This is a genomic window from Klebsiella sp. B345 (genome assembly GCF_051131735.1).
Classification (GTDB): domain Bacteria; phylum Pseudomonadota; class Gammaproteobacteria; order Enterobacterales; family Enterobacteriaceae; genus Klebsiella.
The window spans coordinates 90,532-116,277 of record NZ_CP180443.1 but is presented as its reverse complement, the minus strand read 5'-3'; the positions used below and the strand labels follow the sequence as shown (position 1 = coordinate 116,277).

The window sequence follows — 25,746 nt, the reverse complement described above, 5'->3', positions numbered from 1 at the left end:
CAACGCCACGTCGGGAGGCAACGTTCACTATTACCGCGGAATTTCGACCCGGGGCTGAAGCTGATAGACCCACGCAGTCACCTGCTCGTTTGACGTCGTGGTCACCGTCACCTCAACGCGGTCGTAGCCCGCTTCAAACTCATCAAGCATCGGCCAGTGCGCCGGGAGCTTATCAGAAACAAACAGATAGCCGTCGACGGGTGGGCCGTCAGGATCGAGCACAATGCCGGGGAAATCCGCCGCCTCTCCCCACCCGCGCGCGTAAAAGGTCCCCTTCACCTGGCCCGGCAGCCATTCTCCGCCGATATTGTCCAGAATAAAGGCATTCTCATGACCCGGACGCAGGGTCCCGTAGACAAATAAACGTTCCATGATCCCTCTTCACCACAACCATCAATGCCGCAAGCGGCCGGAAAAAAACCAAAATACGGGGGAAGTGAGCGCTTAGCAAGGCACTCTGTCGCTCACCCGTCACGATCGCCAACAGGTAGCGGAGTTTCAGCTGGCAACAAAAAATTTTTCTGCCCCGCCGTATGGTCTCTTTCCCTGAAAATTCAGCCACTTTAGCCTCGCACGGTGGCAAACGCTTTACGCGCCGGGTTGCCGATTCGTCATTCCTGGCGTATGCCTGGTGTGTCTTGTATACCCTCAACCTCACTCTCCATCCTGTCAGGAGGCTTTACATGAGCAAACTTGGGATTAATGGCTTTGGTCGTATTGGACGTCTGGTATTACGCCGTTTGCTGGAAGTTGACAGCCCGCTGGAGGTGGTGGCGATCAACGATCTCACCTCGCCGAAAGTGCTGGCCTATTTGTTAAAGCATGATTCGAACTACGGCCCGTTCCCGTGGAGCGTTGATTTTACGGATAACGCGCTGATTGTGAACGGAAAAACCATCAATGTCTATGCGGAAAAAGAGGCCAAAAATATTCCGTGGAAAACGGTGGGCGCAGAGCTGATTGTCGAATGCACCGGCTTCTACACCTCGACCGAAAAAGCCCAGGCTCACCTCGATGCGGGTGCCAAAAAAGTATTGATCTCCGCCCCGGCCGGCGACATGAAAACCATCGTCTTTAACGTCAACGACGACACCATGACCGCCGATGACACCATTATTTCCGTCGCCTCCTGCACCACCAACTGCCTGGCGCCGATGGCTAAAGTGCTCCACGATGCCTTCGGTATCAAGCTCGGCACCATGACCACGATCCACGCCTATACCGGAACCCAGTCTCTGGTGGATGGCCCGCGCGGCAAGGATTTACGCGCCTCACGCGCGGCGGCGGAAAACATCATTCCGCACACCACCGGGGCGGCAAAAGCGATTGGCCTGGTGATCCCGGCGCTCAGCGGCAAGCTCAAGGGCCACGCCCAGCGCGTGCCGACCAAAACCGGCTCGGTCACTGAACTGGTCTCCATCCTTGAGAAAAAAGTCACAGCCGAGGAGGTCAATCAGGCCATGAAGCAGGCGGCAGAGAACAACGACGCTTTCGGCTACACCGAAGAAGAGATTGTCTCGTCCGATATTATCGGCAGCCATTTCGGCTCGATTTATGATGCCACCCAGCTTGAAATCGCCGAAGCCGGCGACGTCCAGCTGGTCAAAACCGTTGCCTGGTACGATAACGAATATGGTTTTGTCACTCAGTTGATTCGCGTGCTGGATAAATTTGCCCGCTAGCAGTGCCCTGAAAGCAAAAAGCGGATAGCCCGGCTATCCGCTTTTATTTCCCCACCCCACAACGCTTACGATTGCAGGTAGACCACCTGAGTTTGCAGGTATTCATTCAGGCCATGACGCCCGTCGGCACCACCGATCCCCGATTTACGCCAGCCCGCATGGAAGCCCTGCATCGCTTCAAAGTTTTCGCGGTTGATGTAGGTTTCGCCGAATTTCAGCCCTTTTATCGCTTTCATGGCGACGCTCAGATCGCGGGTATAGATAGATGAGGTCAGGCCATAATCACTGTCATTGGCCATAGCCAGCGCCTCTTCCAGAGTGTCAAACGCCACCACCGGCAGCACCGGGCCAAAGGTCTCTTCGTGAATAATGTCCATCTCCTGGCGCACATCCAGCAGCAGAGTCGGCGGATAGAAGTAGCCTTGCCCCGCCACCGCTTTGCCGCCCAGCGCCAGACGCGCGCCCTGAGAGAGCGCTTTCGCCACTTTTTGCTCGACGCGCTCCAGCGCGGCGGCATTGATCAGTGGTCCCATCGCGATATCGCTGCGCACGCTCGGGTCGCCAAACGCCACCGCTTTGAGCGCCTCGCCCAGACGATTGACGAAACGATCGTAAATACCCTTTTGCACATACACTCGTTCAACGCAGTTGCACACCTGCCCGCTGTTGATCACCCGCGAATCGACCACCGCTTTTACCGCCAGCTCGAGGTCGGCGTCATCCATCACGATAGCAGGGGCTTTACCGCCCAGCTCAAGGCACACTTTGGTGATATTTTTGGCCGCCGCGGCCATGATTTTTTCGCCGGCACCGACGCTGCCGGTCATGCTGACCATCGCCACTTTCGGGTTGGCCGCCAGCTCCTGGCCAACAGTTTCCCCGCGGCCCAGCACCAGATTAAAGACCCCTTTCGGCAGGCCAATTCGATCGACGATCTGTGCAAAGGCGATGGCGTTATTGGGGGTAAATTCGCTTGGTTTAATGACGATGGTGTTACCGGTAATCAGCGCCGGCGCCAGCTTGCGGGCAATCAGGAAAAACGGGAAGTTCCACGGCAAAATTCCGGTGGTGACCCCCAATGCGCGCTTGAATACGAGGATATTCTCGCCCGGACGGTCGCTCTGGATGATTTCACCTTCATAGCGGCGCGCCCACTCGGCCATATATTCAAGGTAATCAGCGGTAAACGCCACTTCCACCGCCGCCAGCTGCTGGATTTTGCCCCCTTCCGCGACGATCAGCCCGGCAATCTCGTCGGCGCGTTCACGGATCCCGGCAGCAATTTTGCGCAACCAGCCCGCACGTTCAATCGCCGGCAGCGCTTCCCAGGCCGGCTGTGCTCGCTCAGCGGCGTCAATCGCTCTGCGCGCATCGTCAGCCGTGCCGTCAGGGATGCGCGAAAGCAGCGTTTCGGTCGCCGGGTTGTGCACATCGATCCAGCCGTCACCGCTCCCGGCAACAAACTGACCATCAATATACATCTGATGCTGAACGGGTGCTGTCATGGCCTGCTCCTGTAGATTTAGTGTTTTTAACAAGTAATTGTTTTGTTAAAAATCTATCCACGAAGCGTGATAAACCCAGCATCTGTACGCGATTTTGTGAATCAGTTCATGAAAAAGGCCGGTCACCACGGCCATAAAATTACATTCTGGTAACAAGAACTGCCCGTTTGCGACAAAACGCTCGCAAACGGGCAGTCATTACGCCAGCGTGCGCGCTTGCAGAGCTTCAGTCAGCAGACTGTCTGCCCGCAGACGTTCCCAGGCGGCCAGAATGTGCGCCGGGATATCGACATGAACGATAAAGCTTTTACCACGCGGGCCATAGCCTTGCGGGTTATCCTGCAGACGCGGCAGTTCCCCAAGAATCAACGACAGATAGCGCCCGACGGGCCACACGCCATCAGTCTCGTGGCTAAACGCGACCCCTTGTGTAGTGTTGCGCAGACACGGCGTAAACCCCGGCGTGCTGAACCACCGCGGTGCCGCCTCTACGTCTTGCCAGATGCGGGCAAACGTCGCCATGGTACGTCGCTGCATGGTCGGATCCTGAATCACCACGCCGCAACGAGGCTTCATACCACGTGCATCAAGGGTCTGACGGGTAAATAGCGCGTTCTCACCGCAGTTGGTTGAGCGGTCCTCGACCACCAGTTGTTCCCGTGGAATGTTCCAGAACTGATGCGCGATATCGGCAAGGATATGCGCTTCCGGACGACCGTCTACCGGCAGTTCGCGATAGCGCGGATCCTGCTGTACCGCGTGATAGAGGAAGGATGTTGAATGGCCGATCCCCCCGCTAATCAGCAGCGACGCCCCACTCTGTACCGCTAAGAGACAGGCGGTATCAATCGTTGGGATCACCGCATTACCCGCGAGAACCACCACATCAACAGCGGGCTGCGGTTGCTGCACGCTGAAATCGTCCAGCGCCAACCATTGTCCCACAAGGTTAGCCGCCGCGAGTGTCTCTTCCGCGAGAGTTGGAAATTGCTCTGTCATACTCACTCCTTTTTATGACTACTTATTGGGTCACGACGTGTTACCACATCATAAACCCTGCCTGGGGCCATCGGTGTATTGACGGCAATGTGTAACAAAAAAGAAATAACAAGAAACATCTAAAAATCATCGGGTTGCACCTGAATAATTCACCATAATAACGCCAGTAATTAGCGTAAATGCGCACAATACAGAGCAAACACCGTGTGATATAGGGCATAAAACCGCTGTTTTCACTCAATTAACTCATCTGATGACTTGCCAAAAATAACACCCCACCCTAAGTTGCTTAACAATTACACAACCTTTCCTTGTGCCAGGTTGCACCCAAATCACCACAGGTGCTACCTGGAACGTTATGACCATGGCGGAGTCGAGTGAATAATGACAATACACGATAGTAGTACCACATCCATCCTCAAGAAAAACAAGAAGGTGCTGATTGCCAGCCTCACGGGTAGCGCCATTGAATGGTTCGACTATTTTCTCTATGGCACCGCCGCAGCGCTGGTGTTCAATAAGATTTTCTTTCCGATGGTCGACCCGGTCATCGGGTTGATTCTCTCATGGCTCTCATTCTCATTAACCTTCTTTATTCGCCCTATCGGAGGGGTGCTTTTCGCCCACATTGGAGACCGGATTGGGCGTAAAAAAACGCTGGTACTGACTCTGTCATTGATGGGCGGCGCGACGGTGGCCATCGGACTGCTGCCCACCTATGAGATGATTGGCCTGTGGGCGCCGGCGCTGCTGATTACCCTGCGTATCGTCCAGGGGATGGGTATCGGCGGTGAATGGGGCGGCGCGTTGCTGCTGGCCTACGAATACGCGCCGGAAAAGCGCAAAGGCTTTTTCGGTAGTATTCCGCAAGCCGGTGTCACCATCGGTATGCTGATGGCGACCTTTATCGTTTCTCTGATGACGCTGTTTAGCGAAGAGCAGTTCCTCTCCTGGGGTTGGCGCATTCCGTTTCTGTTAAGTTCAGTGCTGGTGCTGCTGGGCCTGTGGATCCGTAAAGATATTGATGAAACACCAGCCTTTAAACAGGTCAAAAAATCAGGTCAGGTGGCGAAAGCGCCGCTGCGCGATACTCTTAAGTTCCACTGGCGTGAAGTACTCATTGCTGCCGGTCTGAAAGTCGTCGAAACCGCCCCGTTCTATATCTTCTCCACCTTTATTGTCAGCTATGCCACCAACACCCTGACCTACCAAAAATCCCAGGCGCTGGAGGCCGTGACCCTTGGCGCGCTGGTCGCAACGGTGATGATCCCGCTGATGGGGCTGCTTTCCGATAAGATTGGCCGTCAGAAAATGTATTCCGTCAGCGTGTTCCTGCTCGGGTTATTTATTGTTCCGTGGTTCCTGCTGCTGGATACCCAAACCACCTGGGGCATTGTGATAGCCACGGTGATTGCTTTCGGCGTGCTGTGGGCGCCGGTGACCGCGGTTCTGGGAACCCTGTGTTCAGAAATTTTTAGTGCCAATGTACGTTACACCGGGATTACGCTGGGCTATCAGCTTGGCGCAGCGCTGGCGGGCGGTACGGCTCCGCTGATTGCTACCGGACTGCTGGCAAAATATGACGGCGACTGGGTGCCGGTGGCGTGGTATCTGAGCGGGACGGTGGTGATTTCGCTGATCGCTATCTTCTGCGCCAGTCGTCTGAAGCAGACCCCGGCTACTCCGGTTGCCCAGGCCGGTCAGCTGTAACAATGGCAATAACACACTATCAATGAATCAAAGAAACGCCGGCAACAGTCCCTCTGTTGCCGGCGTTGTGCTACGCGTTAAGCCTCTCAAGCTGGCGTTGCCCTTCCCGCTTATGCTTGATCTTCCAGCACAGCCACAGCGCGATAAACCACAGCGGCGTCGCCAGCAACGCTTTCAGCGTGTCCGGGTCGAAAATCATGATGAAGATGGCGAAGGCGAAAAACAGCAGGCTCACCCAGCTCATCACCACGCCCGCCGGCATCTTAAAGGTCGACTGCTGATGCAGATCCGGGCGCTTATGGCGATATACCAGATAGGCCACCAGAATCATCCCCCAACTGAACACCACCATAATCGCCGCCAGCGTCGACACAATGGTGAACAGGGTCATCACGTTCGGCACCAGGAACAGCAGCAGCGTACCGCTGAGCATGCAGAAGCAGGAGAACAGCAGGCTGCGCACCGGGATCCGCGTGGAGCGAGACAGAATGCGGAACTGGCCATGGGCATGTTTTTCCACCGAAAGACCGTACAGCATACGGGTGCTGGAGTAGACCCCGCTGTTGGCCGACGACATCGCCGAGGTCAGCGCCACAAAGTTGATTACCGCCGCCGCTGCCGGCAGTCCGGCGTTGGCAAACAGCGTCACGAAGGGGCTGGCATCCGGCGAAACGCCCGGCCAGGAGGCCACCGCAATAATCACCACCATCGACAGCAGATAAAAAATGATAATACGCAGCGGCAGCGCGTTGATCGCCTTCGGTAAAATCTTCTGCGGATCGCGGGTTTCGGCGGTCATGGTGCCGAGCAGTTCAATCCCGGTGAAGGAGAAAATGGCTATCTGGAAACCGGCAAAGAACCCGGTGATGCCGTGCGGCATAAACACAGCCGGGTCGGTGATATGGTGCAGCGAGGCTTTCACACCGTCGGGCGAGGTCCAGCCAATGACAATCATCCACGCCCCGGTGATGATCAGCGCAATAATCGTAATCACCTTGATCAGAGCAAACCAAAACTCGGCCTCGCCAAACATTTTCACCGACAGCAGATTAAACAGGAACAGGATCCCAAGGGTACTGAGCGCCGGCATCCAGGCCGACATCTCGGGAAACCAGTACTGCATGTAGCTGCCGCAAACCACCACGTCGGCGATACAGGTCACTACCCAGCTCAGCCAGTAGGTCCAGCCCAGATAGAAGCTGGCCTGCGGGCCGAGATACTCGCCGACGAAATCGGCGAAGGAGCGATAGTCCAGCCGGGTCAGCAATACCTCGCCCATGGCCCGCATCACCATATAGGTAAAGAAGCCCACCAGCACATAGATGACGAGAATCGAGGTCCCCGCCACGGCAATATTTCTTCCCGCCCCCATAAACAGGCCGGTCCCGATAGCCCCGCCCAGCGCAATCATCTGAATGTGCCGGGCGCCAAGGCCGCGTTTGAGCTGCGACGGGCGCTCCCCCTCGATGGCAGACGTGGTCTGCCCCTCGCGTTGATGTTGAGTCATGTCGATTCCTTCAGGCAGGCAAAGAAAGGCATGGCGCGGCAGACTTCAGTAACAACCCGGCACGTTGACCGGTCGCCACTCCCGCATTCGGAAATAAGATGTACGGCGCGTGAGCCTGAACCACCCACGTTTTTTCCGGCTGGCGGGCAATCTCATACCCGGCGGGCAGCGCGGTGAAGTTTTCAATTTTCGGATCCAGGTTGAGCGTGAAATCGCGATCGCTCTTGATGATGCTCTCCTGCACCAGAAAATAATCCGCCGGTGCTTTCGCCCTCGCGGGGAGCGGCGCATCGGCAATCAACGCGCGGATCGCCGCCTCGGTTGCGGCGAACAGCGAGAGGTCGTTCTCGCCGAACGGCATGACCTTACCCAACTCCAGGGTGGCGCTTTGCGCGCCAAATGCTTCGCTGGTGTAGTGGGTAAAGGTGCCTCCCGGTTCAGTGTGGCGCACGATGGCATCCATCCCGCTGGCCTGCAACAGCTGGTAAAAATCAGCGCTGTAGTCGCCGTCGTGGGCCGGAAGCAGTGCGAACTGCCGGTAGCGCGAGCCGCGAATGGCGGTATGCAAATCCAGATGCCGGCGCGTAACCGCGCCATGGCGATCTGCCGTGCTAAAAAAGGCCTCCACGACGGTTTCCAGTTCCTGCGCGCGCCGCGACTCGTTGCCCGGTGCCACGGCCCGATGTCGCCCGCCAAACAGGCGGTTCAGGTCGTTATGCCAGTAGCGACGGCTGGCGCGAATCGCAGGCAGGTTACCGAAGATCAGCAGCAGCGCATGCTGTAGCGGCTGCTGGCCCTCGCTCAGACCGTGCATTACCTGTAACAGGATCTCAATCGGCGCGGTTTCGTTACCATGGATCCCCGCCGACACCACGGTGGCCTGGCTCCACGGCTTCACCGGCAGCAACTGAAGCACGCCATCCGCCAGCCAGCGCGCTTCGATATCCGGTGGAAACGGCCAGCTCGACAGGCGGCAGTGACGTAAATCGTTTACCCACATTTCCATTGCAGGCCCCTTAGCGCTGGAAGTCATAGACCGACCCCAGACCTAAAATTTGCGTCAGTTCATCAAGGGCCTGGTACACCTCGCCCAACAACTGCGGATCGCCAAGGTCCCGGGCATGGAGCCGGTCGCGGTAGTGTTTTTCCACCCAACGGGTCAGCTGCTGGTAACGCTCATCATTCATCAGGCTCTGGGGGTTGACCGTCGCCAGTTCGCGATGATTGAGCACCACCCGCAGTCGCAGACACGCCGGGCCACCGCCGTTACGCATACTTTCGCGCAGGTCGAATACCGCGACTTCATTAATGGGTGACGCACTATCGCTAACCAGCTCAGTCAGATACTGCCAGACGTTACTGCGCTGGCGGCACTCTTCCGGCACCACGATCAACATTTTGCCGTCCGCCTTACTGAGCAGCTGGCTATTGAACAGGTAGGAGGCCACGGTATCGTCGAGGCTGACCTGCGCCTGCGGCACTTCAACACTGGTAAACGGAATATCCAGCTGCGCCGTTTTTTCCCGCAGTTGATCCAGCACGGCCTGCTGATTTAAAAAAGCGTGCTGATGGTGGAACAGCACGTGACGGTTGCTGACCGCAATCACGTCGTTATGGAACACCCCGCGGTCGATGGCCGCCGGGTCCTGCTGGGCAAAAACGGTATAGTCCGGGTTCAGCTGGTGCAGCCGGGCGATGGCCTGACTGGCCTCCAGGGTCTGACGGGCCGGGTATTTCCCCGGGGCCACGCCGCCGCTGGCGCGCTTACCGTAGACGAAAAACTGTACGCCCTGACGGTCATAGTCGCGGCAAAAACGGTTGTGGTTTGCCGCCCCTTCATCACCGAGATACTCATGTTGCGGCAGCGCCGCGTGGTGGCTGAAGCAAGCCTCATCGGCAAAAGTGGCACGCAGAATGGCCGCGGTAGTCGGTGCTTCCTGCGAGCGATGCAGTTTGTTGTTCAGGTTGGCGACCGTAAAATGCAGCTTGCCGTCGGCGCTGTCGGCGGAAGGCGATACCGTCGCGGCGTTGGCGGTCCACATCGATGACGCAGAGCTAAACGCCGACAGCAACTGCGGCGCTTGTGCCGCAGCGCTCTGGATAACCTCGGCGTCGCTGCCCTGGAAACCCAGACCCCGCAGCGCGGTCATATTCGGTCGCGGCTGTGGCGGTAAAATCCCCTGAATAAAGCCCTTATCCGCCAGGGTTTTCATTTTAAACAGCCCTTGCAACGCGGCTTTCTTCGGGTTCGACTCCCCGTCGCGGTTGTTTTGCGAGGCTTCATTACCGACCGACAGTCCGGCGTAGTGGTGCGTTGGCCCGACCAGGCCATCAAAATTAGCTTCAAAACCAGACATAGTGTCCTCTCAGGATCCGTTATCAGAATGGCAGGCCAGGCGACGTGGTCGCCGGTAGCGTCAGCGTGTCACTGACCAACGAGGCCATCGGCCAGGCGCAGTAATCGGCGGCATACCACGCCGAGGCACGATGGTTACCCGAGGCGCCCACGCCGCCAAACGGCGCTTTACTGGAGGCGCCGGTTAGCGGCTTGTTCCAGTTGACGATCCCGGCCCGCGCCTCATCAGCAAAACGCTCAAACAGCGCCGGGTCGGCTGAGATCAGCCCCGCCGCCAGCCCGTATCGGGTGGCGTTGGCAATGCGTATCGCCTCATCAAACGCGTCGTAGCGGATAACGGTCAGCAGTGGACCGAAGTACTCTTCATCAGGAACATCAATCCCGGTGACGTCGATAATGCCCGGCGTTAATACCGTCGATTGCGGGTCAGGTTGCTGCATGCGCAGCAACACCGTTGCCCCTAGTCCGGCCAGCTTGTCCTGCGCCGCCAGCATCCCCTGCGCCGCCGTCAGCGAGATCACCCCGCCCATAAACGGCTGCGGCTCGGCATCCCATTTGCCAGCCCGGATACGGGCGCTGGCCTCAACCAACCGCTGTAGCAGCGCATCGCCTTCGGCATTCCGTGGGATCAGCAACCGGCGCGCGCAGGTGCAGCGCTGCCCGGCAGAGATAAAGGCCGACTGAATAATCACATGCAGCGCCGCGTCGCTGTCAGCCACGTCAGCGACGATCAGCGCGTTATTGCCGCCCATCTCCAGCGCCAGCATTTTCTCCGGCTGGCCGCCGAGGTAGCGGTGGAAATGGAACCCAACCGAAGCGCTACCGGTAAACAGCACGCCGTCGATATCGCGGTTTTCCAGCAGCGCCTGGCCAGTCTCTTTGCCACCCTGAATCAGGTTGATCACCCCGTCCGGGATCCCGGCCTGCTGCCACAGTTGCACCGTCAGCTCTGCGGTAGCCGGTGTCAGCTCGCTCGGCTTGAAGACCACGGTATTGCCAGCAATCAGCGCCGGAATAATGTGACCGTTCGGCAGATGGCCGGGGAAGTTATAGGGGCCAAACACCGCCATCACGCCGTGCGGCTTATGGCGCAGCAGCGCTTTGCCGTCCGGCATCACCGTTTCGCGCTGGCCGGTACGTTCGTGGTAGGCCTCAATCGAGATCGCGGCTTTGCCGATCATCGCCTGCACTTCGGTGCGGGTTTCCCACAGCGGTTTGCTGGTTTCACGGGAAATCAACGTCGCCAGCCGCTCTTTTTCGCTCTCCAGCAGTGCCGCAAAGCGCTGAACACAGGCAATACGTTCGGTCACTGGTCGGTGGGACCAGGCGTAAAAGGCACCACGAGCGGCGCTGCAGGCGGCCTGAACATCCGCCGCACCCGCGCTGGCGGCCTGCCATAACAGCGACTGGTCTTCTGGCGCCAGTTTCGTCAGCAGCGCGCCGGCGCCCTGCAACCATTGTCCTGCGATAAACTGTGCATTTAGCGCCATGATGTTCTTGCCTCCGGGTGTAAAGTCACCGCATGGACCCGCTCGGAATCATTGACCGCCAGCGCATCCAGCATCGATTGGTTAAGTTCAGGTTGGTCTTCCGGCGATAGCAGCACCGCGCGGAACTGGGCAAACTGGTTATTGGCGACAATCAGCGGCGACGATCCCGAAGCCTTCAGCTGCATCGCCGGGATAAACTGGCTCTCGCTGACGGCTCTGATGGCGTCGGTTTCCGCCTCCAGCACCGGGCCGGCATCGAAAATATCCACCGAACCACGCCAACTGAATCCCTCTTTCTCCAGAATCGCCCGCGCTGGCGAGGTGTTAGCATGCACCTCGCCAATCACCGCCCGGGCGTTTTCAGGCAGCAGCGACACATAGATCGGGTACGCCGGCATCAATTCGGCAATAAAGGTCTTCATGCCGGTGCCGGTCAGACGATCGGCGTCGGCGAACGGAATGTCGAAAAAGTGGTGCCCCAGCGCGTCCCAGAAAGGCGAATTGCCCTGCTCGTCGCTGCGTCCGCGCAGCTCAGCAAACAGATGAGGCGAAAACAGTTCGCGGAAGGCGGCGATAAATAAGAAGCGTGCCTTTGACAGAAACAGCCCATTGCGGTTTTTCTGATATTCCGGGTCGAGGAACAACGTACACAGCTCGCTGTGGCCGGTATGGTCATAGCTAAGGTTGAGCAGTTCCTGGTTTTTATAGACTCCCAGTTCTTTCGAGGCACGGACGGTACGCTGCAGGCGGAAATTGTAAAATGGCTCATCCAGCCCCACCGCCACTTCGATAGCGCTGACCCCCACCACCCGCCCAACGAGGGTATCTTCCAGCACAAATAGAAAGCCCTGCTGGCCGCGCGACAGCTTGCCGTCAAAAGTTTCCACGCTGCGCTGGATCCGTGCGGCCAGGCGCACGGGATCGTTGGGTAACGAGGTCATACCGACACCCGCCCGCGATGCGAGGCGGATAATATCGTCGAGATCATTTTCCCGAACGGGACGAAATAGCATCATAAACCGTCTCCCGGATCAGGCCGTCAGGCGGGCGACGGCGCGCTCAAGGCGCACAAAAGCCTCCTCAATATCCGCCAGCGGAATATTGAGCGCCGGTGCAAAGCGCAGCACGTCCGGCCCGGCGATCAGCGCAATCAGTCCCTCTTCCGCCGCGAGGTTGGTCAGCGTTTTGGCCTGACCGCGCAGGTGGCTGGCAAGCTCAGCACCAATCAACAGCCCCATCCCGCGTACCGCGCTGAAGAGGTCGTAGCGCGTATTCAGCGCGTTCAGCTTTTCAACGATAAGATCGTGACGAACCTTAACCCCGGCCAGCAGTTCGCCATCCATCTGCGCCAGCACGCCATTGGCGACCGTGGCCGCCAGCGGGTTACCGCCAAAGGTGGTGCCGTGGGTGCCCGGCTGGAAAACCTGCGCCCACGCCTCTTTGGTCAGCATCGCGCCAATCGGGAAGCCGCCGCCAAGCCCTTTCGCGCTGGTGAGGATATCCGGGATCACGTTGTAGTGCTGGTAGGCATAGAGCGACCCGGTACGTCCGGCGCCGGTCTGTACCTCATCAAAAATCAGCGTGACGTCGTGCTGGTCGCACAGCTCGCGCAGCGCCTGCAGGAACGCCGGATCAGCCGGTCTCACACCGCCTTCCCCGATAATCGGCTCCACAATCACCGCGCAGGTGCGGTCCGAGATCGCGGCTTTCACGGCGGCAATATCGTTATACGGCAGATGGGTAATGTCCTGCGGCAGCGGCGCGTAATCGCAGGAGTATTTTGGCTGGCCGCCGACCGTCACGGTAAACAGCGTGCGGCCGTGGAAGGCATTCTGGAAGGCGATGATTTCGCTTTTATCGGCACCAAACTTATCGTGGGCATATTTACGCGCCAGCTTCAGCGCCGCTTCGTTGGCTTCCGCCCCGGAATTACAAAAGAACACTTTGTCGGCAAAAGTGGACTCCACCAGCGTTTTGGCCAGCTGCAGTACCGGCTCGTTGGTGTAGCCGTTGCCGATGTGCCACAGATTATCGAGCTGCGACTTCAGCGCCGCCACCAGCGCCGGGTTAGCATGACCGAGTGAGTTCACGGCAATCCCGCCCGCCAAATCGATATAGTCTTTCCCCTGCTGATCCCAGACGGTTGAACCCGCCGCCCTCACCGGAATAAAGGGGGCCGGGGCAAAACAGGGCACCATATACGCATTAAAATCTTCACGAGTCATACAGCCTGACATAGCAATTCTCCGGAACGATGACTGGCCTGATTTTATTTGCCAGTCAGGGGTGGTCGACATTAACAATTCCCCGGCCCTGATTTGATGACGAGCGCGCCCGTTACGATGAATGTTAATTCACCGCAATCAAATAAAGCCTTTTTATATTTGTGGGTATTTGTTAATTCACAGTTAATACCTTGTGTGTTGCGTGCTCTCATGCTGGACCGGGATACACAATAAAGTCAATACACCCACTCGCATTTTATTCACTTTTTGATAGCTATCAAGATAATGATAAATATGGAAAAATTATTTATCTATTCACTTAACTGCATAAAATATGAATATTAATGCACGATATAGTGGTGCTTTTCCGTGCTTATTTATGCAATCAAAAAACCAAAATTCTAACAAAAATGTAAAATTCGCAACGGCGGTCAAATACCGGTTTATAAAATTGGTGATAAGATTCGATACACAGAGTTTACTGCTGTGTACCTTATTGAAGTATGACGGGTATGAACATTCCACGGTTTCACACGACATATACCCAAAATCATTCGGGTTGCCTGTAGGCGGCAAAGCCGTAAATCCCCAGGAGCTTACTCAAGTAAGTGACTGGGGTGAGCGGGTGCAGCCAACACCCAGGCAACCTGAAGGATGAAGGGTATAAATAACACTAAGAACAGGATTCTTATGGAAAAGTTATCTTACGCATCTGAAAGTACTACATCTCCATGGACAACCTACCTGCGCCAAATCGACCGCGTCGCGCCTTACCTGGGCGATCTCGCCTACTGGGTTGAAACTCTGCGCCACCCAAAACGCGCGCTGATCGTCGATATCCCGGTGCAGATGGATGATGGCTCCATCCGCCATTTCGAAGGCTACCGCGTACAGCACAATCTATCGCGTGGACCGGGTAAAGGTGGTGTTCGCTACCATCCAGATGTAGACCTGAATGAAGTGATGGCACTTTCTGCCTGGATGACCATCAAGTGTGCCGCAGTCAATATTCCATATGGCGGAGCCAAAGGCGGCGTGCGCGTTGACCCGTTCAGCCTGTCCGAAGGCGAGCTGGAACGCCTGACCCGCCGCTATACCAGTGAGATCGGTTTGATTATCGGGCCGCAGAAAGATATCCCGGCTCCGGACGTCGGCACCAACGGTAAAGTGATGGCGTGGATGATGGATACCTACTCCATGAACCATGGCACCACGATTACCGGCGTGGTCACCGGCAAGCCGATTCACCTCGGCGGCTCCCTGGGTCGTGAAAAAGCCACCGGCCGCGGCGTCTTTATTACCGGCCGCGAAGTAGCCGGTCGTTTCGGCATTGAAATCGAAGGCGCAAAAGTCGCGCTGCAGGGCTTCGGTAACGTCGGTAGCGAAGCCGCCCGTCTGTTTGCTGGCGTCGGCGCGCGTATCGTGGTGATTCAGGACCACACCGCCACCCTGTATAATGAAGGCGGCATTGATATGGCGGCCCTGACCGCATGGCAGGCCGAGAAGAAACAGATTGCCGGATTCCCGGGCGCCCGTGAAATCGATAAAGATGATTTCTGGACCACCCAGATGGATATTCTGATCCCGGCCGCACTGGAAGGCCAAATCACCCGCGAACGTGCCGAGAAGCTGACCTGTAAACTGGTGCTGGAAGGGGCAAACGGCCCGACCTATCCGGAAGCGGATGATGTGCTGGCCGAGCGCGGCGTGGTTGTGGTGCCGGACGTTATCTGTAACGCCGGCGGCGTAACCGTCAGCTACTTCGAATGGGTGCAGGACATGGCGAGCTTCTTCTGGAGCGAAGAAGAGATCAACGCCAAAATGGACCGTATCATGACCGATGCGACCATCCACGTGTGCGAAAAAGCGTCTGAAAAAGAGTGTTCTCTGCGTACGGCGGCCTATATTGTGGCCTGTGAGCGCATCCTGATGGCGCGTAAAGATCGCGGTATCTATCCGGGTTAAGTTCTCCCGTTGATCAATGCCCGGGCCATGGCCCGGGCTTTTTTTTGCCCCCTGTCATTGTGTATTCCTACCGCTAAGCGCACACAGCGTTAACCATTTTTTAGCATCACCCTTGAATTTCGCTTTCTATCAGGAATAGAATCGTTAGAGCTCTAATGATTTTACGATAACCTGATATCAAGAAACTATGGATAACCGGCAGCTTACCTTCTCCCACCTCCTGTATCTCACGGCCCACCACTGGCGACTGGCGGTCAATCGTCGCTTAAAAGACCTCGGTATGAGCCAGGCGAGCTGGGTCGCAGTTGCGGCTATTGCCCGCAACGCCGATCCGCTCTCGCAGATTGAGCTTGCCCAGGAGCTTGGCGTAGAAAGCGCCACCGTGGTCCCGCTGGTCAATCGCCTTGTCGAGCAGCGGCTGGTCGAGCGCGTCATCACCGAGCGCGATAAACGCAAGCGTCTGCTGGTCGCCACGGAAAAAGGGCTGGAGGTCTATCTCCAGGTCAAGACCGTCGCGGACGCGTTGCGCGAAGAGATCCTCAGCACCCTCACCGCCGAGGAGCGCGAGCAAACTCAGCGGGTGCTGGAAAAACTGCTGCGCGAAGTGGAGAAAAAGTAATGCCACGTCGCAAGAGTAACCCCTATGTGCCTCACGACTGGGCCGCGCACGAAAAACCCGCCCTGCTCGGTTCGCCGTCGACACCGATTCACAGCACCCCAAAGCGCGTCGCCTACGGAATTGTCGGGCTGCTGGTCTGCCTGACCGGCGCACTGGGTAATGCGGTGGTCACCGCCAACCTGCAAAACCTGCAGGGCACTTTTGCCGCCTGGTCGACGGAGATAGCCTGGCTGCCCGCCGTTTACGTTATGACTAACGTATCGATCAACCTGCTGCTGGTGAAATTTCGCCAGCAGTTCGGCCTGCGCGCCTTTACCGAAGGCTTCCTGGTGCTGTATGTGCTGGTGACCTTTTTCCACCTTTTCGTTAACGATCTCAGCTCGGCTATCATGGTCCGGGCCGCCCACGGCATGGTGGCCGCGGCGCTTAGCTCTTTGGGTATCTACTATCAGGTTCAGGCCTGGCCCGCCCGCCACCGTCTGAAGGCGCTGACCATTGGCATTACCGGATCGTCGCTGGCCATTCCTATTGCTCGCCTGTTCTCCACCGAGCTGCTACAGATCGATGAATGGCGTGGGCTCTACTTTTTTGAGCTGGGGCTGGCGCTGATCTCGCTTGCCTGCGTGATCGCCCTGAAGCTGCCGCCCAGCGATCGCCAAAAAGTGTTTGAGAAAAAGGATTTCATCACCTTTATACTCCTGGCGCCCGGCATGGCGCTGGTCTGCGCCGTCCTCTCGCTGGGCCGTCTTGACTGGTGGTTTGAAGCCCCGTGGATTGGCTGGTCGTTAGCCGGCGCGGTGGTACTTATTGTTTCGGCTATCGTCTTTGAGCACAACCGAAGCAACCCGCTGCTTAACACCCACTGGCTCTCCAGCGGCAGTATCCTGCGCCTGGGGCTGATTATGCTGTTGATTCGTATCGTGCTGGCAGAGCAAAACACCGGGGTTATCGGTTGGCTACAGTATGCAGGTCTGCAAAACGAGCAGATGAACACCCTCGCGTGGTCGATTTTCGCCGGTATTCTCAGTGGGATTATAGCCAGCTGCCTGACTCTGAATCCGCAGCGGCTCTACTGGCCCATCGCCACCGCGCTGGCGTTTATCATGGTAGCCTCGCTGCTCGACAGCCAGTCCACTATTCTGACCCGCCCGCAGCAACTGATGTTCAGCCAGTTCTTGCTCGGCTTCGGCAGCGCCTTTTTCCTCGCCCCGGCTATGCTGGCGGGGATCGGCGGCGTCATTGCTGACCCGCGTAACCTGGTGAGTTTTTCGGTGCTGTTTGGTATGAGCCAGAACATCGGCGGACTGCTCGGCTCGGCAATACTCGGGACCTTCCAGACCTGGCGGGAGAAATTTCACTCCAGCCAGTTGGCTGACCAGTTGACCACGCTGAATCCATTGATTACCGAGCGCCTGCAGCAATACAGCCAGCTGTATCAAAACCAGATTGGCGACAGTACCTTGTTGAGCGTACAGGCCAGCACGCTGCTGCAAAATGCCGCGACGCTGCAGGCTAATATTCTTGCCTACAATGACACCTATCTTCTGACCGCGGCGATTTCCGCCGGGACGCTAATCTGGGTGTTCTGGCGGTTGATAAGACTGCGTATTACCGCCCGTATTGCGCTGAAACGCGCAACGGGAAGCAAATAACACCGATCATTTTTACTCTGGAGTCGTTATGAGTCAGCAGGATGCGGCCAGGCAACAGGCCAACACCCGCAACAATATCCGCGTAGTATCCATTTTTACCGCCGCCGCCATCGGCCTCATCGGCGTACTGGTGATTTTATACGCCTGGCAACTGCCGCCGTTTACCCGGCACAGTCAGTTTACCGATAACGCCTATGTTCGCGGGCAGACGACATTTATCAGCCCTCAGGTCAGTGGCTATGTGACCGCCGTCAACGTGCAGGATTTCGAATACGTTAAGCCGGGACAGGTACTGTTCCAAATTGATGACCGGATCTACAAACAGCGCGTCCATCAGGCGCAGGCAACGCTGGCGATGAAAGAAGCGGCGTTGAACAACAACCTTCAGCAACGCAAAAGTGCCGAGGCGGTCATTCAGCGCAATGAAGCCGCGCTGCAAAATGCCCGGGCGCAGAATCAGAAAAACCAGGCAGACTTAAAGCGCGTCCAGGATTTGACCGCCGACGGTTCGTTATCCATCCGCGAACGCGATTCCGCCAGGGCCAGCGCGGCGCAGGGTACCGCCGATATCGAACAGGCAAAGGCGACGCTGGAGATGTCACGCCAGGATCGGCAATCGACTATCGTTAACCGCGATGCGCTGGCGGCCGATGTCGCCAGCGCTCGTGCCGCGCTGGAACTGGCGGAGATCGACCTGAACAATACCCGGATCGTCGCGCCCACCGCCGGCCAGCTCGGACAGATTTCAGTGCGCCTCGGTGCCTACGTCAGCGCCGGTACCCACTTAACCTCGCTGGTGCCGCCGCAGCACTGGGTGATTGCCAACATGAAAGAGACTCAGCTGGCGCAAATTCGCATCGGCCAGGCCGCGACCTTTACCGTTGATGCGCTAAATGGCGAAACCTTCAAGGGCACCGTCCAGAGCATCTCCCCGGCGACCGGGGTTGAATTCAGCGCGATTTCCCCGGATAACGCCACCGGTAACTTCGTCAAGATCGCGCAGCGAATTCCGGTGCGTATCGCCGTGAATGAGGGGCAGAAAAACAGCACCCGGCTGCGCCCGGGGATGTCGGTGCAGGTCACTATTGATACACGTGAGGGCGCGCAGCCATGATTCGCCCACTCACCCTCGCGCTGGCTCTCACGCTGATCGGCTGTCAATCAGCGGACGTTCAGCGAGCCGAGCCGTCATTACAGATCCCGGCCGCCTGGCGCGCTGATATCGGGCCAGCCAGCCCGGTTGAAGGCGTGTGGTGGCGCAACTTCCACGACAGCCAGCTTAACCACTATGTTGATCAGGCGCTGCGCTACAACAGCGATGTTCTGATGGCCCGCGAACGGGTCAACGAGTATCAGGCCCGGGCCTATGCCGTCGACAGCGCGCTGTTCCCGTCGCTGGATGCCGGACTGACCGGCACCCGCGCGCGGGCGCAGTCCGCAGCAACCGGCCTGCCCATACACAGTACGGTCTATAAAGGCGGGTTAACCGCCAGCTATGATGTGGATCTCTGGGGGGCTAACCGCAACGCAGCCAGCGCTGCACAGGCGAGCCTGGAGGCGCAAAAAGCCGCCGCTGCGGCCGCCGACCTCACCGTCGCCACCTCGGTGGCCGTAGGCTATCTGACCCTGCTATCGCTGGACGATCAGCTGCAGGTGACGCAGCAGACGCTGAAATCGCGTGAAGATGCGTACAAGCTGGCCAAACGCCAGTTTGAGACCGGCTATACCTCGCGTCTGGAATGGATGCAGGCCGACTCGGAACTGCGTTCGACACGCTCGCAGATCCCGCCGCTACAGCATCAAATTGCTCAGCAGGAGAATGCGCTGAGCGTGCTGATCGGCAGTAACCCCGGCAACATTAAGCGGCAGACTTTCGCCCAACTGACCCCCCTCGTCCTGCCATCGCAGCTGCCGTCTACGCTTTTGAACCGTCGGCCGGATATCGTCCAGGCCCAGCGACAGCTGATTGCCGCCGATGCCACGCTCGCCTCTTCGCAGGCGCAACTGCTGCCATCGATCAATTTGACCGCCACCGGGAGCCTGCAGGACCGCACGCTGCCGGACCTGCTCGATAACCCGCTGCGGCTCTGGAGCGTCGGCGGCAGTATTCTCGCCCCGCTGCTCAACCGGCAGGCGCTGAATGCACAGGTGGATGTTTCGATGGCGCAGCGCAACCAGGCGCTGTACGGTTATGAGAAAACGGTGCGTAGTGCATTTCGGGAAGTGAATGACAGCCTTGATGCCATCACCCGCTATGGCGAGCAGTTAACCGAGCTGCTCAGCCAACAGGAAGTCGCACAGGAAACGCTACGTATCGCGCAGAACCGTTACCGCAACGGCTACTCCTCATATCTTGACGTACTGGACGCCCAGCGGACGCTGTTCGCCACGCAGATTAGCGTTGTGCAGGTGAAGAACAACCTACTGTTGGCACAGGTGGATTTGTACCGGGCACTGGGAGGTGGCTGGTCTGACTCATCAGGGACGTAACGCAGGAAATCGTTTATGCAACAAAAATGGTCTGCTGTAGATAGCTATCTTGTTAATGCGTTAATTCCTGACGACCCGGTGCTCGCTCAGGTGCTGGAAAACAACCTGCGCGCCGGGCTACCCGCCTTCGACGTTGCCGCCAATCAGGGGCAGTTCCTGGCGCTGCTGGTACGCATGGTGCGGGCACGGCGGGTGCTGGAGATCGGTACGCTTGGCGGTTACAGCACCATCTGGATGGCCCGCGAACTGCCGGAAGATAGCGAGCTGCTGACGCTTGAAGCCGACCCGCACCATGCGGCGGTGGCGCGGGAAAATCTGCGGCTGGCGAGGGTCGATAACCGGGTCACGCTGCGCGAAGGCCCAGCACTGCACACTCTGGAGTCACTCGGGGAACGTCCGCCTTTTGATGTGATTTTTATCGATGCCGACAAACCCAGTAATCCGGATTACTTGCGTTGGGCGCTACATTATTCCCGGCCTGGGACATTGATTATTGGGGATAACGTGGTCCGCGACGGTGAGGTGGTGAACCCGCACAGCGACGACGATCGCGTGCAGGGAGTACGGCGCTTTATTGAAATGATGGCCAGCGATCCGCGCCTGACGGTCACCGCGCTGCAAACGGTAGGCAGCAAAGGCTGGGACGGATTCACCCTCGCGTGGGTGAATGCCTAATCCGTTCAGTATTCCGGGCCCGGAGGCGGTGTTTCGCACCTGTCCGGGCTACAGGCCAATGCAGCACCCGTAGCCCGGTCAGCGTAGCACCACCGGGCTACATTCGCAGGATTCTGGTATCGCTTACGCGACGATTTGCTCCATCGCCTGCAGCACCCGCTTGTCGGAAATCGGATACGGTGTCCCGAGCTGTTGGGCGAAGAAGCTGACGCGCAGCTCCTCGATCATCCAGCGGATCTCCTGCACATCCTCATCACCGCGACGCCCCGGCGGCAGCTTATTCAGCCACTGCTGCCAGGCCTGCTGGACGCTCTCCACTTTCAGCATCTGCGCCCGGTCGCGGTGCGGGTCAATGGCCATTTTCTCCAGCCGTTTTTCAATGGCCTGGAGATAACGCAGGGTATCACCGAGTCGTCGGAAACCGTTGCCGGTGACGAAGCCGCGATACACCAGCCCGCCCATCTGCGCTTTAACATCCGACAGGCCCAGCGCCATGCTCATATCCACGCGCCCTTTCAGGCGTTTATTGATGTTGAACACTGCGGTCAGGATCTGCTCGACCTGTTTGGCTATCTCCACCACCGTGTCGTTCAGCTCGGCGCGGACCTTGTCGTGCAGCTTCGCGAACGCTTCTTCGCTCCACACCGGGCCGCCCGCTTCGTCGATAAGCTTATCCACGCCGCAGGAGATACAGTCATCAATCAGATCCAGCACTTTGCCGTAAGGGTTAAAGTAGAGCCCCAGCTTGGCTTTATTCGGCAGCTTCTCGTGCAGATATTTGATTGGCGAAGGAATATTCAACAGCAGCAGGCGCCGCAGCCCCTGCCACATCGCCTGCTGCTGCTCCAGCGGGTTATCAAACAGCTTGATCGCGACACTGTCACGTTCATCCACCAGCGCCGGCCACGCCTTCACTTTATAGTTACCACGTTTCTGCTCATAGCTTTCCGGCAGTTGCCCGAAGCTCCAGATATGCAGCCCGCTCTGCTCGATGCCGTCATCGGCGACGGCAGAAAGCGTCTCCTGTACTTTGCCTTTCAGCGCCTCTTTTAAATTCTGCAGCGCACGCCCTTCGGCCAGCTTCTTGTTCTTGTCATCCACCACCCGGAAGGTAATTTTCAGGTGATCGGGCACCTGATCCCAGTGCCAGGCGTCGCGGTCAATGGTCACGCCGCTCATCCGCCGCAGCTCGCGCTCCAGCGAATCCAGCAACGGTAACTCCAGCGGCGTCACGCGGCCTAAAAAGGCCTCGGCGTAGTTCGGCGCCGGCACAAAGTTGCGACGTACCGGCTTAGGCAGTGATTTAATCAGCGCGATGATCAGCTCCCGGCGCAGGCCAGGGATCTGCCACTCGAATCCGGCCTCTTCCACCTGGTTCAGCAACGGCAGCGGAATATGCACCGTCACGCCATCGGCGTCGGCGCCCGGTTCAAACTGATAGCTCAGACGCAGCTTCAGGTTGCCCTGGTGCCAGAAGTTCGGGTAGTCCAGTTTACTGACCTGCTCCGCCCCCTCTTTGATCAACATACTTTTTTCAAAGTTGAGCAGATCCGGGGTCTCGCGGCTGGCCTGTTTCCACCACTTATCGAAGTGGCGCGCCGAGATCACCTCGTGGCTGATGCGCTGGTCGTAGAACTCAAACATCGTGTCGTCATCGACCAGAATATCGCGGCGGCGTGACTTGTGCTCCAGCTCTTCGATTTCCGTGCGCAGCTTGAGGTTGTCGCGGAAGAAGGCATGCCGGGTCTGCCAGTCACCTTCCACTAGCGCATGGCGGATAAACAGCTCGCGGCACAGCGCCGGGTCAATCTGGCTATAGTTCACTTTACGGGCGGCAACGATTGGCAGGCCATAAACCGTCACTTTCTCCGTGGCCATGACCGCGCCTTGCGCCCGCTCCCAGTGCGGTTCACTGTAGGAACGTTTGATCAGATGTTGGGCCACCGGCTCGACCCATTCCGGGTCGATACGTGCGGCAATGCGTCCCCACAAGCGGCTGGTTTCCACCAGCTCGGCGACCATCGTCCACTTCGGCGGCTTCTTGAACAAACCGGAACCCGGGAAGATTGAGAAACGCGCATTGCGTGCCCCGGTAAACTCCTGCTTGTCGGTATCTTTCATACCAATATGCGACAACAACCCGGTCAGTAGCGCGGTATGGATCTCGCGGTACTCCGCCGGCTCGCTGTTAATCGGCAGCCCGAGTTCTTTCACCACCTGACGCAGCTGGGTGTAAATATCCTGCCATTCGCGTACCCGCAAATAGTTGAGGAAGTCGGTACGGCACTGGCGGCGGAACTGGTTCGACGACAGCGCCTTTTGCTGCTCGCCGAGGTAGTTCCACAGGTTCACAAATGCCAGGAAATCCGACTCTTTATCGTGGAAGCGGCGGTGTTTCTCGTCGGAAGCCTGCTGTTTGTCCATCGGACGTTCACGCGGATCCTGAATCGACAGCGCCGAGGTGATAATCATCGCTTCACGCACGCAACCATGTTTTTGCGCTTCCAGCACCATACGAGCCAGACGCGGATCCACCGGGAGCTGGCTCAGCTGGCGGCCCATCGGCGTCAGCTTGTAGGCGGTTTGCTGTTCATCGGTAGTAATGGCACCGAGTTCTTCCAGCAGCCGCACGCCGTCCTGGATATTGCGCTTGTCCGGCGCTTCGACAAACGGAAACGCGGCGATGTCGCCCAGCCCCAGGGCGGTCATCTGCAAAATGACCGACGCCAGGTTGGTGCGCAGAATTTCCGGGTCGGTGAATTCCGGCCGCGACAGGAAATCATCTTCGGAATAGAGGCGAATACAGATCCCTTCCGACACGCGGCCGCAGCGGCCTTTACGCTGGTTAGCAGAAGCCTGAGAAACCGGCTCAATCGGCAGGCGCTGCACTTTGGTTCGGAAGCTATAGCGACTGATACGCGCGGTACCGGGGTCGATAACGTACTTGATGCCCGGTACGGTCAGCGAGGTTTCGGCGACGTTGGTCGCCAGCACGATGCGCCGCCCGCTATGGGACTGGAAGACGCGGTTTTGTTCGCTGTTCGACAGCCGCGCATACAGCGGCAGCACTTCGGTATGACGCAGATTGAGCTTATTGAGCGCGTCGGCGGTGTCGCGAATTTCGCGCTCGCCGCTCATAAAGATCAGAATATCGCCCGGGCTTTCACGACCCAGCTCATCCACCGCATCAAAAATCGCCTGCAGCTGATCGCGGTCGGTATCGTCCGCCTCTTCGACAATCGGCCGGTAGCGGACTTCCACCGGGTAAGTCCGCCCGGAAACTTCAATAATCGGCGCATTGTTAAAGTGGCGCGAGAAGCGTTCCGGGTCGATGGTCGCCGAGGTGATGATCACTTTCAGGTCCGGACGACGCGGCAGCAGCTCACGCAGATAGCCGAGCAGGAAGTCGATATTGAGGCTGCGTTCGTGAGCCTCATCGATGATGATAGTGTCGTACTGCATCAGCATCCGGTCCTGCTGGATTTCTGCCAGCAGAATACCGTCGGTCATCAGCTTCACCATGGTGTTGTCGCTGACGTGATCGCTAAAGCGGACTTTATAACCGATGCAGCCGCCCGGCTCGCTTTGCAGCTCTTCGGCAATACGGTTGGCGACGGTACGCGCCGCCAGACGACGCGGCTGGGTATGGCCAATCAGCCCTTTCACCCCGCGCCCCAGCTCCATGCAGATTTTCGGCAGCTGGGTGGTTTTACCGGAACCGGTCTCCCCGGCGACGATAACCACCTGGTGGTCACGAACGGCCTGCAGGATCTCCTGTTTTTTCTGGCTGACCGGCAGGTTTTGCGGATAAGTAATCGCCGGACGTGAGGCTTCACGCAGCAGGACTCTCCCTGCGGCTTGTTCAATCTCTTGCGCCATCTCCTGAAGAATGGCCTGTTGGGATTCAGGATTTTTAACCTTTTTCACGCCGTGCAGGCGACGGGAGAAGCGTGATCTGTCACGCAGCATCAGGCCATCAAGCTGCTGGAATAGCTGAGAGAAGGTGAACTTTTGTTGTTCTGTCATAGCATTATCGGGCAGTGCACTGCCGGGCAAAATCTCTTTTGATGTATTGCTGTATATTACCACATCTGCGATTCTCATGCCTTGTTCAAAAAAACTGAATACAGGGTTCGATTTATTGCGCTTTCTCTGTGGCATGATTGTGAATAAAGTGTCAGCAAGCACCAGGGCATTGACCCGTCAATCTCATATAAGGAAACACCCATGAGCAAAGTACTCGTTCTGAAATCCAGTATTCTGGCAGGCTACTCGCAATCCGGTCAGCTGTCCGACTATTTTGTTGAACAATGGCGTGAGCAGCACGCTGATGACGTTATCACCGTGCGTGACCTGGCCGCGAACCCAATCCCGGTACTGGATGGCGAACTGGTTGGCGCGCTGCGTCCGAGCGACACCCCGCTGACCCCGCGTCAGCAGGAAGCGCTGACGCTGTCTGACGAGCTGATTGCTGAACTGCAGGCCAATGACGTGATCGTGATTGCCGCACCGATGTACAACTTCAACATCCCGACGCAGCTGAAAAACTACTTTGACCTGGTGGCTCGCGCTGGCGTGACCTTCCGCTACACCGAAAAAGGACCAGAAGGTCTGGTGACCGGTAAACGTGCAGTGGTTCTGACCAGCCGTGGCGGTATCCATAAAGATACCCCGACCGATCTGGTGACCCCGTACCTGTCTACCTTCCTCGGCTTCATCGGCATCACCGACGTGAACTTTGTCTTCGCAGAAGGCATCGCGTACGGTCCGGAAGTGGCAGCGAAAGCCCAGTCCGACGCCAAAGCAGCGATCGACAGCGTCGTTGCCGCATAAGACTTCACTCCCACCGCCCGGTGGGAGTTTTTTTATCC

General features: G+C 57.8%; 19 protein-coding genes. 9 read left to right on the top strand and 10 right to left on the bottom strand.

Annotation, left to right across the window (positions count from 1 at the left end; genetic code table 11):
- Positions 1-30: 30 nt before the first annotated feature.
- A complete protein-coding gene (locus ACMYSO_RS00525; RefSeq protein ID WP_434668750.1) occupies positions 31-372 on the bottom strand; it encodes a gamma-glutamylcyclotransferase family protein in 342 nt (113 codons plus the stop codon).
- 311 nt (positions 373-683) lie between these two features.
- Here ACMYSO_RS00525 and gap point away from each other — a divergent pair, with 311 nt between their 5' ends.
- On the top strand, positions 684-1,682 hold the full coding sequence (gap, locus tag ACMYSO_RS00520) for a type I glyceraldehyde-3-phosphate dehydrogenase (RefSeq protein ID WP_434668749.1): 999 nt from the start codon (positions 684-686) through the stop codon (positions 1,680-1,682).
- Between the two features lie 65 nt (positions 1,683-1,747).
- On the opposite strand, the gene aldA is transcribed toward gap, so the two are convergent.
- Both aldA and ACMYSO_RS00510 read right to left on the bottom strand, forming a co-directional pair.
- Positions 1,748-3,187, bottom strand: coding sequence for an aldehyde dehydrogenase (aldA, locus tag ACMYSO_RS00515; RefSeq protein WP_434668748.1), 1,440 nt, complete (start codon positions 3,185-3,187; stop codon positions 1,748-1,750).
- A 198-nt stretch (positions 3,188-3,385) separates the two neighbouring features.
- The gene (locus ACMYSO_RS00510; protein WP_434668747.1) at positions 3,386-4,186 is read right to left on the bottom strand and encodes a YdcF family protein; all 801 of its coding nucleotides are present in this window, start codon (positions 4,184-4,186) and stop codon (positions 3,386-3,388) included.
- 384 nt (positions 4,187-4,570) lie between these two features.
- On the opposite strand from ACMYSO_RS00510, the gene ACMYSO_RS00505 reads away from it, so the two are divergent.
- A complete protein-coding gene (locus ACMYSO_RS00505) occupies positions 4,571-5,896 on the top strand; it encodes an MFS transporter (protein ID WP_434668746.1) in 1,326 nt (441 codons plus the stop codon).
- A gap of 70 nt (positions 5,897-5,966) precedes the next feature.
- Here the strand turns inward: ACMYSO_RS00505 and ACMYSO_RS00500 are convergent, their stop codons facing one another.
- The 6 genes from ACMYSO_RS00500 to ACMYSO_RS00475 are packed head-to-tail and all read right to left on the bottom strand — an operon-like array spanning position 5,967 to position 13,486.
- On the bottom strand, positions 5,967-7,403 hold the full coding sequence (locus ACMYSO_RS00500) for an amino acid permease (RefSeq protein WP_434668745.1): 1,437 nt from the start codon (positions 7,401-7,403) through the stop codon (positions 5,967-5,969).
- A gap of 10 nt (positions 7,404-7,413) precedes the next feature.
- Positions 7,414-8,409 carry a succinylglutamate desuccinylase gene (gene astE / locus ACMYSO_RS00495; protein WP_434668744.1) on the bottom strand — a complete coding sequence of 332 codons (996 nt, stop codon included), beginning with the start codon at positions 8,407-8,409 and terminating at the stop codon, positions 7,414-7,416.
- 10 nt (positions 8,410-8,419) lie between these two features.
- Entirely contained in the window at positions 8,420-9,760 is a 1,341-nt protein-coding gene (gene astB, locus ACMYSO_RS00490; protein ID WP_434668743.1) for an N-succinylarginine dihydrolase, read from the bottom strand.
- Between the two features lie 22 nt (positions 9,761-9,782).
- Positions 9,783-11,249 (bottom strand): succinylglutamate-semialdehyde dehydrogenase, encoded by a 1,467-nt coding sequence (astD, locus tag ACMYSO_RS00485; protein ID WP_434668742.1) that lies wholly within the window; start codon positions 11,247-11,249, stop codon positions 9,783-9,785.
- Positions 11,240-12,262: an arginine N-succinyltransferase gene (astA, locus tag ACMYSO_RS00480; protein WP_434670878.1), complete on the bottom strand. Its 1,023-nt coding sequence runs from the start codon at positions 12,260-12,262 to the stop codon at positions 11,240-11,242. The genes astD and astA overlap by 10 nt, the downstream gene beginning before the upstream one ends.
- An 18-nt stretch (positions 12,263-12,280) precedes the next feature.
- The gene (locus ACMYSO_RS00475; protein WP_044784837.1) at positions 12,281-13,486 is read right to left on the bottom strand and encodes a bifunctional succinylornithine transaminase/acetylornithine transaminase; all 1,206 of its coding nucleotides are present in this window, start codon (positions 13,484-13,486) and stop codon (positions 12,281-12,283) included.
- 678 nt (positions 13,487-14,164) lie between these two features.
- Between ACMYSO_RS00475 and ACMYSO_RS00470 the strand changes: the two genes are divergently transcribed.
- From ACMYSO_RS00470 to ACMYSO_RS00445, 6 genes are all read left to right on the top strand, one after another.
- Positions 14,165-15,439 carry a Glu/Leu/Phe/Val family dehydrogenase gene (locus ACMYSO_RS00470; protein ID WP_434668741.1) on the top strand — a complete coding sequence of 425 codons (1,275 nt, stop codon included), beginning with the start codon at positions 14,165-14,167 and terminating at the stop codon, positions 15,437-15,439.
- 187 nt (positions 15,440-15,626) lie between these two features.
- Positions 15,627-16,058 carry a MarR family winged helix-turn-helix transcriptional regulator gene (locus tag ACMYSO_RS00465; RefSeq protein ID WP_434668740.1) on the top strand — a complete coding sequence of 144 codons (432 nt, stop codon included), beginning with the start codon at positions 15,627-15,629 and terminating at the stop codon, positions 16,056-16,058.
- On the top strand, positions 16,058-17,710 hold the full coding sequence (locus tag ACMYSO_RS00460) for an MFS transporter (protein WP_434668739.1): 1,653 nt from the start codon (positions 16,058-16,060) through the stop codon (positions 17,708-17,710). The genes ACMYSO_RS00465 and ACMYSO_RS00460 overlap by 1 nt, the downstream gene beginning before the upstream one ends.
- A 28-nt stretch (positions 17,711-17,738) precedes the next feature.
- Positions 17,739-18,824, top strand: a complete 1,086-nt coding sequence (locus tag ACMYSO_RS00455) for an HlyD family secretion protein (protein WP_434668738.1) — start codon at positions 17,739-17,741, stop codon at positions 18,822-18,824.
- Positions 18,821-20,200, top strand: a complete 1,380-nt coding sequence (locus ACMYSO_RS00450) for an efflux transporter outer membrane subunit (protein WP_434668737.1) — start codon at positions 18,821-18,823, stop codon at positions 20,198-20,200. The genes ACMYSO_RS00455 and ACMYSO_RS00450 overlap by 4 nt, the downstream gene beginning before the upstream one ends.
- A gap of 15 nt (positions 20,201-20,215) precedes the next feature.
- Positions 20,216-20,875 carry an O-methyltransferase gene (locus ACMYSO_RS00445; RefSeq protein ID WP_434668736.1) on the top strand — a complete coding sequence of 220 codons (660 nt, stop codon included), beginning with the start codon at positions 20,216-20,218 and terminating at the stop codon, positions 20,873-20,875.
- A 123-nt stretch (positions 20,876-20,998) separates the two neighbouring features.
- Here ACMYSO_RS00445 and hrpA read toward each other — a convergent pair whose 3' ends face one another.
- Positions 20,999-24,844, bottom strand: coding sequence for an ATP-dependent RNA helicase HrpA (hrpA, locus tag ACMYSO_RS00440; RefSeq protein ID WP_434670877.1), 3,846 nt, complete (start codon positions 24,842-24,844; stop codon positions 20,999-21,001).
- 258 nt (positions 24,845-25,102) lie between these two features.
- Here hrpA and azoR point away from each other — a divergent pair, with 258 nt between their 5' ends.
- Entirely contained in the window at positions 25,103-25,708 is a 606-nt protein-coding gene (azoR, locus tag ACMYSO_RS00435; protein ID WP_100685176.1) for an FMN-dependent NADH-azoreductase, read from the top strand.
- Positions 25,709-25,746: the final 38 nt, after the last annotated feature.